Source organism: Thermophilibacter mediterraneus (assembly GCF_900119385.1).
GTDB classification, from domain to species: Bacteria; Actinomycetota; Coriobacteriia; order Coriobacteriales; family Atopobiaceae; genus Thermophilibacter; species Thermophilibacter mediterraneus.
The window spans coordinates 580914-594058 of the sequence record NZ_FPKO01000008.1 but is presented as its reverse complement, the minus strand read 5'-3'; the positions used below and the strand labels follow the sequence as shown (position 1 = coordinate 594058).

Annotated in this window: 12 protein-coding genes; 9 read left to right on the top strand and 3 right to left on the bottom strand. The window is 68.3% G+C overall.

Annotated elements, in window-relative coordinates; all coding sequences use genetic code 11:
* Positions 1 to 210 precede the first annotated feature (210 nt).
* The 7 genes from dpaL (at position 211) to BQ7106_RS04675 (ending at position 8247) form a co-directional block, all read left to right on the top strand.
* The gene (dpaL, locus tag BQ7106_RS04710; protein ID WP_072371956.1) at positions 211 to 1422 is read left to right on the top strand and encodes a diaminopropionate ammonia-lyase; all 1212 of its coding nucleotides are present in this window, start codon (positions 211 to 213) and stop codon (positions 1420 to 1422) included.
* A 63-nt stretch (positions 1423 to 1485) separates the two neighbouring features.
* Positions 1486 to 2892 carry a YgeY family selenium metabolism-linked hydrolase gene (locus BQ7106_RS04705; RefSeq protein ID WP_205407666.1) on the top strand — a complete coding sequence of 469 codons (1407 nt, stop codon included), beginning with the start codon at positions 1486 to 1488 and terminating at the stop codon, positions 2890 to 2892.
* A gap of 111 nt (positions 2893 to 3003) precedes the next feature.
* On the top strand, positions 3004 to 4206 hold the full coding sequence (ygeW, locus tag BQ7106_RS04700) for a knotted carbamoyltransferase YgeW (protein WP_072371953.1): 1203 nt from the start codon (positions 3004 to 3006) through the stop codon (positions 4204 to 4206).
* 142 nt (positions 4207 to 4348) lie between these two features.
* On the top strand, positions 4349 to 5287 hold the full coding sequence (gene arcC, locus BQ7106_RS04695; RefSeq protein ID WP_072371951.1) for a carbamate kinase: 939 nt from the start codon (positions 4349 to 4351) through the stop codon (positions 5285 to 5287).
* 108 nt (positions 5288 to 5395) lie between these two features.
* On the top strand, positions 5396 to 6340 hold the full coding sequence (locus BQ7106_RS10630; protein ID WP_083526900.1) for an NTP transferase domain-containing protein: 945 nt from the start codon (positions 5396 to 5398) through the stop codon (positions 6338 to 6340).
* An 88-nt stretch (positions 6341 to 6428) separates the two neighbouring features.
* Positions 6429 to 7802, top strand: a complete 1374-nt coding sequence (hydA, locus tag BQ7106_RS04680; protein ID WP_205407665.1) for a dihydropyrimidinase — start codon at positions 6429 to 6431, stop codon at positions 7800 to 7802.
* A 58-nt stretch (positions 7803 to 7860) separates the two neighbouring features.
* Positions 7861 to 8247, top strand: a complete 387-nt coding sequence (locus BQ7106_RS04675) for a Rid family detoxifying hydrolase (RefSeq protein WP_072371948.1) — start codon at positions 7861 to 7863, stop codon at positions 8245 to 8247.
* A 154-nt stretch (positions 8248 to 8401) separates the two neighbouring features.
* On the opposite strand, the gene BQ7106_RS04670 is transcribed toward BQ7106_RS04675, so the two are convergent.
* The 3 genes from BQ7106_RS04670 to yqeC all read right to left on the bottom strand — a co-directional run bounded on the left by BQ7106_RS04670 (position 8402) and on the right by yqeC (position 11017).
* A complete protein-coding gene (locus BQ7106_RS04670) occupies positions 8402 to 8779 on the bottom strand; it encodes a helix-turn-helix domain-containing protein (RefSeq protein WP_072371945.1) in 378 nt (125 codons plus the stop codon).
* A 309-nt stretch (positions 8780 to 9088) separates the two neighbouring features.
* On the bottom strand, positions 9089 to 10180 hold the full coding sequence (locus BQ7106_RS04665) for a PDDEXK nuclease domain-containing protein (protein WP_072371942.1): 1092 nt from the start codon (positions 10178 to 10180) through the stop codon (positions 9089 to 9091).
* 153 nt (positions 10181 to 10333) lie between these two features.
* Positions 10334 to 11017, bottom strand: coding sequence for a selenium cofactor biosynthesis protein YqeC (yqeC, locus tag BQ7106_RS04660; protein ID WP_072371939.1), 684 nt, complete (start codon positions 11015 to 11017; stop codon positions 10334 to 10336).
* A 123-nt stretch (positions 11018 to 11140) separates the two neighbouring features.
* Between yqeC and BQ7106_RS04655 the strand changes: the two genes are divergently transcribed.
* Entirely contained in the window at positions 11141 to 12307 is a 1167-nt protein-coding gene (locus BQ7106_RS04655; RefSeq protein ID WP_072371936.1) for a double-cubane-cluster-containing anaerobic reductase, read from the top strand.
* A gap of 11 nt (positions 12308 to 12318) precedes the next feature.
* Positions 12319 to 13104 carry an acyl-CoA dehydratase activase gene (locus BQ7106_RS04650; protein ID WP_240307430.1) on the top strand — a complete coding sequence of 262 codons (786 nt, stop codon included), beginning with the start codon at positions 12319 to 12321 and terminating at the stop codon, positions 13102 to 13104.
* The last annotated feature ends 41 nt before the right edge of the window (positions 13105 to 13145 follow it).

Below are 13145 nucleotides of genomic sequence, written 5' to 3'. Positions count from 1 at the left end.
CTCCCGCCCCGCCCCTCGCATGTGCTGGTCGTGGAGTGGTTCTTCTCGCCGTGCCGTTCGCCGATGCAAACACAACGTTTGCCGGGCATCCAAAAAACCCCTTGCAACACGCTTGAAATATGGGAATATATGGGCTAACAAACTTTCTGTTTGGTAATCAGACAAAAAGTTGGCAAGGGTCGGCAACGCGCCGCGGAGCAAGGAGGACACGTGAGCGAGAAGATCAAGTGGGTCGCCAACAGGATGCCCAAGAGCGATGACGCGCAGCTGGCGGTGATGGCGCTCGACAACGTGGCGAAGGCCCAGGCCTTCCACCGCGGCTTCCCGCAGTACTCCGTGACGCCGCTCGCCAAGCTCGACGGCATGGCCGAGCGCCTGGGCCTCGGCGGCCTCTTCGTCAAGGACGAGTCCTGGCGCTTCGGCCTCAACGCCTTCAAGGTGCTCGGCGGCTCGTTCGCCATGGCCCGCTACATCGCGCAGGAGATGGGCCGCGACGTCTCCGAGATGACCTACGACTACCTCACCTCCGAGCAGTTCCGCGAGGACTTCGGCCAGGCGACCTTCTTCACCGCGACCGACGGCAACCACGGCCGCGGCGTGGCCTGGGCCGCCAACAAGCTGCACCAGAGGGCCGTCGTGCACATGCCGAAGGGCTCCACCAAGACCCGCTTCGACAACATCGCCAAGGAGGGCGCGCAGGTCACGATCGAGGAGGTCAACTACGACGACTGCGTGCGCATGGCAGCCGCCGAGGCCGCCGAGACCGAGCACGGCGTCGTGGTGCAGGACACCGCCTGGGACGGCTACGAGGAGATCCCGTCCTGGATCATGCAGGGCTACGGCACCATGGCGGCCGAGGCCGCCGAGCAGCTGCGCGCCGTCGAGGTCACGCGCCCGACGCACGTCTTCGTGCAGGCGGGCGTGGGCTCGCTCGCGAGCGCCATGGTGGGCTTCTTCGCCAACCTCTTCCCGAGCTGCCCGCCCAAGTTCGTGATCATGGAGGCCGGCGCCGCCGACTGCCTCTACCAGGGCGCGCTCGCCGCGGACGGCGACCCGCGCATCGTGGGCGGCGACCTCCAGACCATCATGGCCGGCCTCGCGTGCGGCGAGCCCAACACCATCGGCTGGGACATCCTGCGCAACCACGCCGACGCCTTCCTCTCCTGCCCGGACTGGGTTGCCGCCAACGGCATGCGCCGCCTGGCCGCCCCGGTCAAGGGCGACCCCGCCGTCACCTCCGGCGAGTCCGGAGCGGTGGGCATGGGCGTGATCGACGCCATCATGTGCGACCCCGACTACGCCGACCTGCGCGACGAGCTCGGCCTGGACGGGAGCAGCCAGGTCCTGCTCTTCTCGACGGAGGGCGACACCGACCCCGAGCGCTACGCGCAGATCGTGTGGGACGGCGCCTGGAGCAAGTAGACGGTCGGGGCCGCGCGCCCCGTGCAAGGCAGTGACGGAAGCGTCAGAAAGGACGTAAGCAAAATGGCCAAGGAACTGAACTTCGACGAGATCAAGAGCGCGGCGGAGGCGTACGGCAAGGACATGACCGCCTTCCTGCGCGCGATGATCTCCCACCCATCCGAGTCCTGCGAGGAGGGCGAGGTCGTGGCCTGCATCAAGGCCGAGATGGAGAAGCTCGGCTTTGACAAGGTCGAGGTCGACGGCCTGGGCAACGTCATCGGCTGGATGGGCGAGGGTGACAAGATCATCGCCATCGACTCCCACATCGACACCGTGGGCATCGGCAACCGCGACAACTGGGAGGCCGACCCCTACGAGGGCTACGAGACCGACGACATCATCTACGGCCGCGGCGGCTCCGACCAGGAGGGCGGCATGGCCTCCGCGACGTACGCCGCGAAGATGATGAAGGACCTCGGGCTCATCCCGGAGGGCTACAAGATCATGGTCGTCGGGTCGGTCCAGGAGGAGGACTGCGACGGCATGTGCTGGCAGTACATCGTCAACAAGTACTTCGACGGCCCCGAGGACGCTCGCGAGAAGATCGAGTTCGTCATCTCCACCGAGCCCACCGACGGCGGCATCTACCGCGGCCACCGCGGCCGCATGGAGATCCGCGTGGACGTCCACGGCGTCTCCTGCCACGGCTCCGCGCCCGACCGCGGCGACAACGCCATCTACAAGATGGCCGACATCATCGCCGACGTCCGCGCCCTCAACAACAACGGCTGCGACGAGTCCACCGACATCAAGGGCCTCGTCAAGATGCTCGACCCCAAGTACAACCCCGAGCACTTCGAGGACGCGCGCTTCCTGGGCCGCGGCACCTGCACCGTCTCCCAGATCTTCTACACCTCGCCGTCCCGCTGCGCCGTGGCCGACTCCTGCGCGATCTCGATCGACCGCCGCATGACCGCCGGCGAGACCTGGGACTCCTGCCTCCAGGAGATCCGCGACCTGCCCGCCGTCAAGAAGTACGGCGACGACGTCAAGGTCTCCATGTACATGTACGACCGCCCGAGCTGGAAGGGCACCGTCTACGAGACCGAGGCCTACTTCCCCACGTGGATCAACGCCGAGAGCGCCGCTCACGTCCAGGCCCTCGTCGACGCGCACCACGAGCTCTTCGGTGACGAGCGCATCGGCTGCGAGGCCTCGATGGACAAGCGCGCTGGCCGCCCGCTGACCGACAAGTGGACCTTCTCCACCAACTGCGTCTCGATCCAGGGCCGCTACGGCATCCCGTGCGTGGGCTTCGGCCCCGGCGCCGAGAGCCAGGCGCACGCCCCCAACGAGGTCACCTACAAGCAGGACCTCGTGACCTGCGCCGCGCTCTACACCGCCGCGCTCAACCTCTACGACCCGTCCAAGAAGACCGGCGACGTCACCGTCTTCCGCGCCGGCGCGACCGACAACGACATCAAGTAGGAACGCTCGGGGCGTGCAAAAGGGACAGTCACTTTTGCACGCCCCCCCAGGACCGAAGAATAGGACCGTGCAAAAGTGACTGTCCCTTTTGCACGCAGAAAGGAACCAACCATGGCTAAGGACTTCTCCGCCCTTCTCGACGAGCTTTCCGGCTACGACTTCTCCGGCATGTACGACGCCGACTTCCTGCACACCTGGGACAAGACCACCGACGAGCTCCGCGCCCTCTACGCCGTGGCCGCCGCGCTGCGCAACCTCCGCGAGCGCAACATCTCGCCGCGCATCTTCAACTCCGGCCTCGCCGTCTCGCTCTTCCGTGACAACTCCACCCGCACGCGCTTCTCGTTCTCCAAGGCCACGAACCTGCTGGGCCTCCAGCTCCAGGACCTCGACGAGGGCAAGAGCCAGATCGCGCACGGCGAGACCGTCCGCGAGACCGCCACGATGATCTCCTTCATGGCCGACGTCATCGGCATCCGCGACGACATGTACATCGGCAAGGGCGACGCCTACATGGCCGAGGTCGCCGAGTCCGTGGACGAGGCCTACAAGGACGGCGTGCTCGACCACCGTCCCACCCTCATCTCGCTGCAGTCCGACTCCGACCACCCGACCCAGTCCTCCGCCGACATGCTCTACCTCATCGAGGAGTTCGGCGGCCTGGAGAACCTGCGCGGCAAGAAGGTCGCCGTGACCTGGGCCTACTCGCCCTCCTACGGCAAGCCGCTCTCCTGCCCGCAGTCGCTCATCTCGCTGCTCCCGCGCTTCGGCATGGACGTCACGCTGGCCCACCCCGAGGGCTACGACCTCATGAGCGACCGCGTCGAGGCCGCCAAGACCTACGCCGCCGAGTCCGGCTGCACCTTCAAGCAGGTGAACACCATGGCCGAGGCCTTCGAGGGCGCCGACATCGTCATCCCCAAGAGCTGGGCCCCCTACGCCGCCATGGAGAAGCGCACCAACCTCTACGCCGAGGGCGACGACGCCGGCATCAAGGCGCTCGAGAAGGAGCTCCTCGCCCAGAACGCCACCCACATGGACTGGTGCTCCACGACCGACCTCATGGCGAAGACCGCCAACGGCCAGGACACCATCTACATGCACCCGCTGCCCGCCGACATCTCCGGCGTCTCCTGCGAGCACGGCGAGGTCATGGCCGACGTCTTTGACATGCACCGCGTGGGCATGTACAAGGAGGCCAGCTACAAGCCCTACGCCATCGCCGCGATGATCTTCCTGCAGAAGGTCAAGGACCCCGTGGCCACCCTCAGGGCCCTCGAGGAGGCCGGCACCCCGCGCTGGTACCAGGCGTAGCCAACCGCTAGCAACCTGGGGGCCGCCGGGTCAGTCGCGCGCTCACTGCGCTGCGCGCAGAAGTCGCGCGCCGACTGCCCGGCGGCCCCGCCGTTAGAGGTTCTTCTCGCCAAGCCCTTATCCGCATAAGGAGCAATATAAAATGTCAAAGAGAATCGTCATCGCGCTGGGCGGCAACGCCCTGGGCAACAACCTGCCGGAGCAGATGCAGGCGGTCAAGCACACGGCGCGCGCGATCGTGGACCTCATCGAGCAGGGCAACGAGGTCGTGGTGGCGCACGGCAACGGTCCGCAGGTGGGCATGATCCAGGAGGCCATGACCCAGCTCACGCGCTCCGACCCCGAGAAGTACATCCCGTGCCCGCTGTCGGTCTGCGTGGCGATGAGCCAGGGCTACATCGGCTACGACCTGCAGAACGCGCTGCGCGAGGAGATGCTCGACCGCGGCATCGAGAAGGGCGCCGCGACCGTGCTTACCCAGGTCGAGGTCGATCCCGACGACCCGGCCTTCGCCAACCCCACCAAGCCCATCGGCTCGTTCATGACGCGCGAGGAGGCCGACCGCATGGTGGCCGAGCGCGGCTACGACGTGATCGAGGACGCCGGGCGCGGCTACCGCCGCGTGGTGGCCTCGCCCAAGCCGGCCGGCATTGTGGAGATCGACACCATCCGCTCGCTCGTCGAGACCAACCACGTGGTCATCGCCTGCGGCGGTGGCGGCATCCCCGTCTTCACCACCGAGGGGCACCACCTCAAGGGCGCCGCGGCGGTCATCGACAAGGACTTCGCGGCGGCAAAGCTCGCCGAGCAGCTCGACGCGGACTTCCTCGTCATCCTCACGGCCGTCGAGAAGGTCGCGGTCAACTTTGGCAAGCCCGACCAGCAGTGGCTCGACGAGCTCACGCCCGAGACGGCCGAGCGCTACATCGGCGAGGGGCAGTTCGCCCCCGGCTCGATGCTGCCCAAGGTCCAGGCGGCGCTCTCCTTCGCGCAGTCCGGGCCCGGGCGCAGCTCGCTCATCACGCTCCTCGAGCGCGCGAGCGACGGCATCGCCGGCAAGACGGGTACCATCGTACGGTAGCGTGCAAAGGGGACAGTCACTTTTGCACGCTGACGGCGCGTTTTAGTGAGTTGGGGCCAGCCCCGATTCACGGCCGGTGAGAAGGATGAGGGGAAGGTGCACGGACGCATGAGGCCCGACCTCAGGGCATACCTTCTGGGCGACGACGGGCGCCGGGTCTTCGGGCCCGGTCCCGTCGACCTGCTGGAGCGCGTGGGCGAGCTGGGCAGCCTGCGCGCCGCGGCCATAGAGATGGGGATGGCCTACACCAAGGCCACGCGCCTCGTCCGCGACGCCGAGAGCGCGTTCGGCTTTCGCCTGACCCAGCGCACCGTGGGCGGCTCCGGCGGGGGCGGGTCGCGCCTCACGCCCGAGGCGCTCGACCTCATCGAGCGCTACCGCTCCTTCGAGCGCACGAGCCGCTGGGCGCTCGGCGCGGCGTACGCCACGTGCTTCTCGGGCTTCCGGGACGTGCCGCGCCTGGGCTGCGTGGTCATGGCGTCGGGCGCCGGGGAGCGCTTCGGGGGCGCCGCGGGGGAGAAGCTCGTGGCGCCGCTCGCCGGCGTCCCCGTGCTCGAGCGCACGCTCCGCGCGCTGCCCGCCGACCTCCTCGACGTGGTGGTCGTGACGCGCTGGGACGAGGTGGAGGGGCTCTGCGACCGGCTCGGCGCGCGCTGCGTGCGCGCCGAGGGGCCCCTCAAGAGCGACACGATGCGCGCGGGCCTCGCGGCGCTGGGCGAGCGCGCCGGCTGCCTCTTCGTGACGGGCGACCAGCCGCTCCTGGGCGAGGGGAGCGTGCGCGCCATGGTCGGCGCGCTCACGCACGAGCCCACGGCCATCGTGCGCCTCGCCTGGCGCGGCCGCGCGGGAAACCCGGTCCTCTGGCCGTCGGACACGCTCGGGGCGCTCGCGCACCTCGACGGGGACGTGGGCGGCCGGGCGCTTCTCGCCGGCCACGCCGAGCTCGAGGGGCGCGTGCGGACGATCGAGGCGTCGGACGAGTGGGAGCTCGCGGACGTGGACACGCGGGACGACCTCGCTCGGCTCGAGGCCGTGCTGGCCGACAGGACCTGACAAAGGTGACAGGGCACTTTGTCAGGAAACCGAACCCTGACAAAGTGCCCTGTCACCTTTGTCAGGTAACGAGAGGGGAGGGATTGCGGTGAGAGAGATCCTTGCAAACGGGACGCTGGTCACGCCGGACGGCCTCCGACGGGGGGACGTCGCGCTCGAGGGCGACAAGATCGCGGGGCTCGCGGCGCGCATCGAGCCGGCGCCCGGCGACGAGGTCGTCGACGTCTCGGGCTGCTGGGTCTTCCCCGGCTTCATCGACGCGCACACGCACCTGCAATGCTGGACCGGCATGGACTGGACCGCCGACAGCTTCGAGACGGGGACCCGCGCGGCCGCCTGCGGGGGCACCACCACGATCGTGGACTACGCCACGGCGGACCGCGGCGTGACCATGGACGAGGCGCTCGCCGAGTGGCACCGCCGCGCGGAGTCCGGCGCGGGCTGCACCGCCAACTACGGCTTCCACATGGCGATCGCGGAGTGGGGGGAGGACTCTCCCGCGCAGATGCGCCGCATGCGCGACGCGGGCGTCTCCAGCTTCAAGACCTACCTCGCCTACGACCACCTGCGCCTCACCGACGCCGAGACCCTGCGCTGCCTGGAGGTCGCGCGCGACCTCGACGCAGTGCTCTGCGTCCACTGCGAGAACGGCGACGTCGTGAACGAGCTTCAGCGCCGCGTGCTCGCCGAGGGCGTCACGGGGCCGGAGGGGCACCCGCTCTCGCGCCCGGCGGAGGCCGAGGCCGACGCGGTCTCGCGCCTGCTCTACCTGGCCCGGATCGCGGGTGCGCGCGTGAACGTGGTGCACCTCTCGACGGCGCTCGGCCTCGAGGCCGTGCGCGCGGCGCGCTCCCGCGGCCAGCGCGGCGTCTACGTGGAGACCTGCCCGCAGTACCTCACGCTCGACGACACGCGCTACCTCGAGTCGGGCGACGACGGCTTCGCGGGCGCCAAGTACGTGATGAGCCCGCCGCTGCGCAAGCCCTCCGACGTCCGCGCGCTGCGCGGCGCCGTGCTCGCGGGCGAGGTGGACTCCATCGCGACGGACCACTGCTCGTTCAACCTGCGCGGCCAGAAGGACCGTGGGCGCGGCGACTTCACCAAGATCCCCAACGGGGGCCCCGGCATCGAGCACCGCCCGGCCGTGATGGCCACGAGCTTCGAGGGCCAGCTCGGCCCGACGGAGCTCTGCCGCCTGCTGGCGGAGGGCCCGGCGCGCACCTTCGGCCTGTGGCCCGAGCGCGGCAGGCTCGCCGTGGGCGCCGCCGCCGACGTCTGCGTGTGGGACCCGTCGGCGCGCTGGACCATCGGCGCGGCGACCCAGCACCAGGCCGTCGACTACACGCCGTGGGAGGGCTTCGAGGCGCACGGCCGCGCGCGCCTCGTGTACGTGGGCGGCGTGCTCGTGGCGCGCGACGGCGAGCCCTGCGGCGCCACCCCCGGCCGCTTCGTGGCAAGATAGGGAAAAATGTGCAAAGGTGCCTGTCACTTTTGCACGGCACGAGACAAAGGAGAAGAACATGGCAATCGAGGCAATCGTCACCGACAAGGCCCCCGCGGCGCTCGGCCCCTACTCCGCGGCAACCGTCGCCCCCGCGACGCGCGCGATCCACGTGTCCGGACAGCTGCCGATCGACCCGGCGACCGGCGAGTTCGCCGGCGAGGACATCGCCGCCCAGACCCGCCAGAGCCTGACCAACATCAAGAACATCCTCGAGGCCGCCGGCGCGAGCATGGCCGACGTGGCCGAGGTCACCGTCCTGCTCGACGACATCGCCGACTTCGGCGCGATGAACGAGGTCTACGGCGAGTTCTTCACGGCGCCGTACCCCAGCCGCGCCGCCTTTGAGGTGGCCGCGCTGCCCAAGGCTGCCAAGGTCGAGATCAAGGCAGTGGCCTACCTGTAGGCTGAGCCTCACGGGTAGAGGGACGCCGAGCGGTTTCCACGCGGAAGTGCTCTTCGAGAAACTTCCGCTTAGGAAACCGCCCGGCGTCCTCCGTTTCGGGCCCGCAGGTGGCGAGAAGGACGGTGTGAGCTCGCGCCCCGTCGGTCCTTCTCGCCTACGCCTCCACCTCGCGCAGGAGCTCGGCGGGGTCGACGCCGTAGAGGCGGGCGACCTTCACGAGGTTGGTGGTGCTGGGCTCGGACGCGCCGGATTCCCACTTCGAGACGGCCTGGCGGCTCACGCCGATCTTCTCGGCGACGAACTCCTGCGTCATCTTGCAGCGCTCGCGGTGGGAGCGCAGCACCTCGGCGAGCGAGCGGCGCACCGCCACGGACTCCGGGTCCTTGCGCGGGCGTTCCTGCCGGATGAACCAGCGGATGGCGAGGATGCACAGGATGACGAAGAGGACCCAGGGTATGATGCGCGCCAAGAGCGCCGGCAGCACAAAGACGATGAGCTCAAAGGGGCCCAGACCCAACAGTCGACCTTCCATCTCCGCTCCTCTCCCCGCAACGTTGAGCCAAATGTAGCGCTGCGGTCCGGTTGCGGACAGCACCTATCGCGCAACGTGCGGTTGCGCTTCGGTTGCGGCGTGCCGCGCGCATTCCGTTCCGCGCCATTGCCAAGATGGCGGCGGTCGCATGAGCGCGGAGATGGTTGGGCGGCATCGTGGACGTCTGCAACGGGCACCTGATGGGAGTCTTGTGGCAGCTCATGGACGACTGCGTGCGCAACGGCCGTGAGAGCCGATTCTGTGAGCGCAACTCCCTGGAGAAGGCCCTCGACAAGGGGATGCCTGTGCTCATAAGCCCTCTTGTTCGCCGCGTTGGAGATAGAACATCTCCTTTTGATGCTCAATCTCGGCGCGCAGCTCTTCTTCGCTCGGGAGGCAGAGTTCGTACCTTGCCGTGAAGAGCTGCTTGCTGTCGTGGAGCACTGAATAGCGCGCGATCGTCTCGTTGGTCTCAGTGCACAGGATGATCCCCAGCGTGGGGTTATCGTCCGGCTGTCGCCTGAGGTCATCGTACATGCGGACGTACATGTCCATCTGTCCGATGTCCTGGTGCGTGATCTTGCCCGTCTTGAGATCGATCAATACGAAGCACTTGAGGATGTAGTTATAGAAGACCAGGTCGACGTAGTAGTCATCTGGATCTGCGTGGATACGCTGCTGGCGCGCGACGAAGGCGTAGCCCTTGCCGAGCTCCATGAGAAACGTCTGCAGGTTGGAGAGGATGGCCTCCTCGAGGTCCGTCTCGGCAAAGCTCTTGTCCTGTGGCACGCCGAGAAACTCTGCTATGACGGGGTTCTTCACAAACTCGAGGCGGCTCCGCTCGTACTCGGCAGCCTTCTCGCGCATCTCCGCAACAACGGGCTCCGTGACCTGTGACATGAGAAGGCGCTGATAATAAAGGGTGCTGATGTTGCGCTGGAGGGTGCGGACGCTCCAACCCTCGCCGAGCGCCTCCTGTTCATACCAAAGGCGAGCCGCCGGGTCCGTTACCTTGAGGAGCGCGATGTAGTGCGTCCAGGTGAGGGGACCTCGAGATTTTGTCATCGGTGATGACAAAATCTGCGGATAGGTCCTGTAGAACTGCACGAAGCGATAGAGATTTCTCTGCTCGAATCCCTTCCCATAGCGTGGCGTTAGCTCTCGGGAGAGCTCCTTGATGACCTCCCTGCCATACTCCGCGCGTTCTTTCCCACCCAGCTCCTCCTCGGCGATACGTCTTCCCAGCAGCCAGTTTCTCCGCACGAGCGCCACGTTTACCGCTCTTTGGGAGAACTCCCGGGCACCGTCGATGATGGTGCAGGCGTCCGCGACTATGTCGTCGCTCCTTACGTATGCGAGCTCGCTGTCCAACGGTGCAAAGGCCCCGACCTTGTCTCCCATGCTCTCCTCCCATTCATCAAACACATGTTCTATAGTACACATGTTCTATATTGGGTCAAGCAAAATGAACAGGGTATTTTGCCAGCTCTTGGCGAAACAACGCCCGAGTTCGCAGGCTCTTCTCGTGCGCCTCGCGCCTGCGGCATGCGTCGTCTACGGCCGCAGCTCCACGAGCCGCCCGGCGCGCAGGCTTCCCGCAGTCACTGGGACGTCAAGCCACCGCGCGAGCTCGCGTGCGCGGGCGAGAAGCTCGTCGGTGTCCGCCTGGTTCACCAGCACGCGCGTGGCCAGGCCCTCGGCGGCTATCACGCGCGCCACGAGCTCAGGCGTCGCGGCGTCGCCCGGCGCGCACGCGGCGAGCTCGCAGAAGCGCTCGGCTCGGTGCGCCGCCTCGCGCACGGGACGGCCAAGGCCACTCGCCCCGACCACGAGGATCGTCTGCGACGAGACCCCCGGCACGACCGGCTCCCACGGCGCGTGCGCCTTGAGGGGCAGCCCTCGCGAGCCGTCCGCCTCCACGAGCACGTAGTCCGCGAGCTGCGCCAGCTCCGCCGGTTCCAGCGCGCCCGCGACGAGCTTGCCGGCCGCGCGGTCCTTCTCGCCTGCCGGGGCTCCCACGCAGACGACGCGCTCTCGCTCGAGCGTCGCTGCAACGGCGCCCGCGTCGCTCCCGTCGAGCGTCGTCATGCCCGCAAACGGCCGCACGTGCGTCGTGGTGGTGAGCGCCACCGTGCCCGGCAGCTCGCGCGCCAGCGCAGCGATCAGCGACGTCTTGCCGCCGCTGCCTATCACCGACGTCACGCCGCGCCCCACGCACAGGGCCTTCGCCAGTTCCATGGCGCACCTCCTCGACGCAATCCTACCGCTCGGGGGCATTGGAGTTTCAAAACTACAACGACAGATTACTCTTTGTTTGGCGACCAAACCCGTTGGATGGACCACGGACCGACAGGAGGACCCATGACCGACGCCAGCGCCCCCATCGAGCTCCCGCGCACCTTCGAGGAGTTCAACGAGCAGCGCCGACAGAGCTTTCTCAAGGTCAAGGACTTCAAGCAGGCCGGGGGAAGGCTGGTGGGATACCTCTGCAGCTACACGCCGCTCGAGGTGATCGACGCGGCCGGCGCCTCGGCGGTCGGGCTCTGCGGCACCTCCGACGAGGTCATCCCCGCGGCCGAGGAGGTCCTGCCGGCCAACCTCTGCCCGCTCATCAAGTCGACCTACGGCTTCGCCTACTCGCAGAAGTGCCCGTTCACGCACTTCTCGGACCTCATCGTGGGCGAGACCACCTGCGACGGCAAGAAGAAGATGTACGAGCTGCTGGACGAGCTCAAGCCCACGCACATCCTGCACCTGCCGCAGGGCCGCTCCCGCGAGCACGAGCGCGAGGGCTGGTACCAGGAGGTCGTCGCCCTCAAGGAGGCCCTCGAGCGCCTCTACGGCATCGAGATAACCGACGGCGCCCTGCGCGACGCCGCGCGCCTGAGGAACCGCCTGCGCCGCGCGACGCTGGCCCTCTTCGAGCTGCAGCGCTCCGACCCGCCCGCCATGAGCGGCGTGGAGCTCATGAGCACGATGTTCGCGGGTACCTTCAACTTTGACGTGCGCGCCTACGTGGAGAGCCTCGAGCGCCTCTGCGAGCAGCGCAGCGCGCAGGCGGCCGCGGGGGAGTCTGCCGTCAGTCCCGCGGCAAAGCGCATTCTGATCACGGGGTGCCCGGTGGGCGGCGTCATCGGGAAGGTCGGGGCCACCATCGAGCGCAACGGAGGCGTGGTGGTGTGCGAGGACGACTGCGGCGGAGAGCGCACCAACCGCTTCATGGTGGACGAGGAGGCGCCCGACATCCTGCGCGCCATCGCCGAGCGCTACCTCAAGATCAACTGCTCGGTCATGACGCCCAACGACGACCGCTTCGCCGCCACGCGCGAGATGGTCGAGAAGTACCGCGTGGACGGCGTCATCGAGTGCGTGCTCACGGCGTGCCACACCTTCAACGTGGAGGCCGCGCGCATGGAGCGCGCCGTGGAGGCCGCCGGCGTCCCCTACATGAAGCTCGAGACCGACTACTCCTCCGGCGACCTCGGCCAGCTCGAGACGCGCATCGCCGCCTTCATCGAGACGCTCTAGGGGAGGGGGACGTGTCGTCTGGACGTCTGGGCATGGGCGTGGACATCGGGTCCACGGCCACGAAGGTCGCGGTGGTCGACGCCGACGGCGGCCTCGTGCGCACCGAGCTCATGCCCACCGGCTTCTCGAGCGTGGACGCCGCGGAGCGCGCCCGCGCCGTCCTCGAGGCGTGCAAAAGTGACAGGCACCTTTGCACGCCCGACGTGCGCGTGGTCGCCACCGGCTACGGGCGCGTCGCGGTGCCCTACGCGGACAAGGTGGTGACCGAGATCACCTGCCACGGCCGCGGCGCCGCGCGCCTGTTTGGACCCGAGGGCACCGTGATCGACGTGGGCGGTCAGGACACCAAGGTCATCCGCCTGCGCGCGGGGCGCGTGGCCAAGTTCGCCATGAACGACAAGTGCGCCGCGGGCACAGGGCGCTTCCTCGAGGTCATGGCGGACCGCCTGGGCGTCTCGCAGGGGGAGCTCTCCGCGCTCGCCCGCGCCGGCGAGCCGACGAGGATCTCCAGCATGTGCACCGTCTTCGCGGAGAGCGAGGTCATCGGCCTCGTGGGCCGCGGAGAGCCGCGGGAGAACATCGCCAGCGGCGTGGTGGAGAGCGTCGTGGCGCGCGTGGCGACGCTGGCGGCCTCGTCGGGCGCCGCGGCGCCGTACTACCTGACGGGCGGGCTCTGCGACAATGGCTACGTGGTGGAGCGTCTGGCCGCGCTTCTCGGCGCCCCGGTGACGACCTGCCCCGAGGCGCGCTACGCCGGTGCGCTCGGGGCCGCGCTGACGGCGCTTGACATGGGTTAGCGAGCGGCCGCGCGGGGAGGTCCTTCTCGCCGCGCGGGTCT

Coding starts and splice junctions, on each gene's coding strand:
- BQ7106_RS04705 (WP_205407666.1), top strand. CDS start 1,486: ATGGCCAAGGAACTGAACTTCGACGAGATCAAGAGCGCGGCGGAGGCG.
- ygeW (WP_072371953.1), top strand. CDS start 3,004: ATGGCTAAGGACTTCTCCGCCCTTCTCGACGAGCTTTCCGGCTACGAC.
- arcC (WP_072371951.1), top strand. CDS start 4,349: ATGTCAAAGAGAATCGTCATCGCGCTGGGCGGCAACGCCCTGGGCAAC.
- BQ7106_RS10630 (WP_083526900.1), top strand. CDS start 5,396: ATGAGGCCCGACCTCAGGGCATACCTTCTGGGCGACGACGGGCGCCGG.
- BQ7106_RS04675 (WP_072371948.1), top strand. CDS start 7,861: ATGGCAATCGAGGCAATCGTCACCGACAAGGCCCCCGCGGCGCTCGGC.
- BQ7106_RS04670 (WP_072371945.1), bottom strand. CDS start 8,779: ATGGAAGGTCGACTGTTGGGTCTGGGCCCCTTTGAGCTCATCGTCTTT.
- BQ7106_RS04665 (WP_072371942.1), bottom strand. CDS start 10,180: ATGGGAGACAAGGTCGGGGCCTTTGCACCGTTGGACAGCGAGCTCGCA.
- yqeC (WP_072371939.1), bottom strand. CDS start 11,017: ATGGAACTGGCGAAGGCCCTGTGCGTGGGGCGCGGCGTGACGTCGGTG.
- BQ7106_RS04655 (WP_072371936.1), top strand. CDS start 11,141: ATGACCGACGCCAGCGCCCCCATCGAGCTCCCGCGCACCTTCGAGGAG.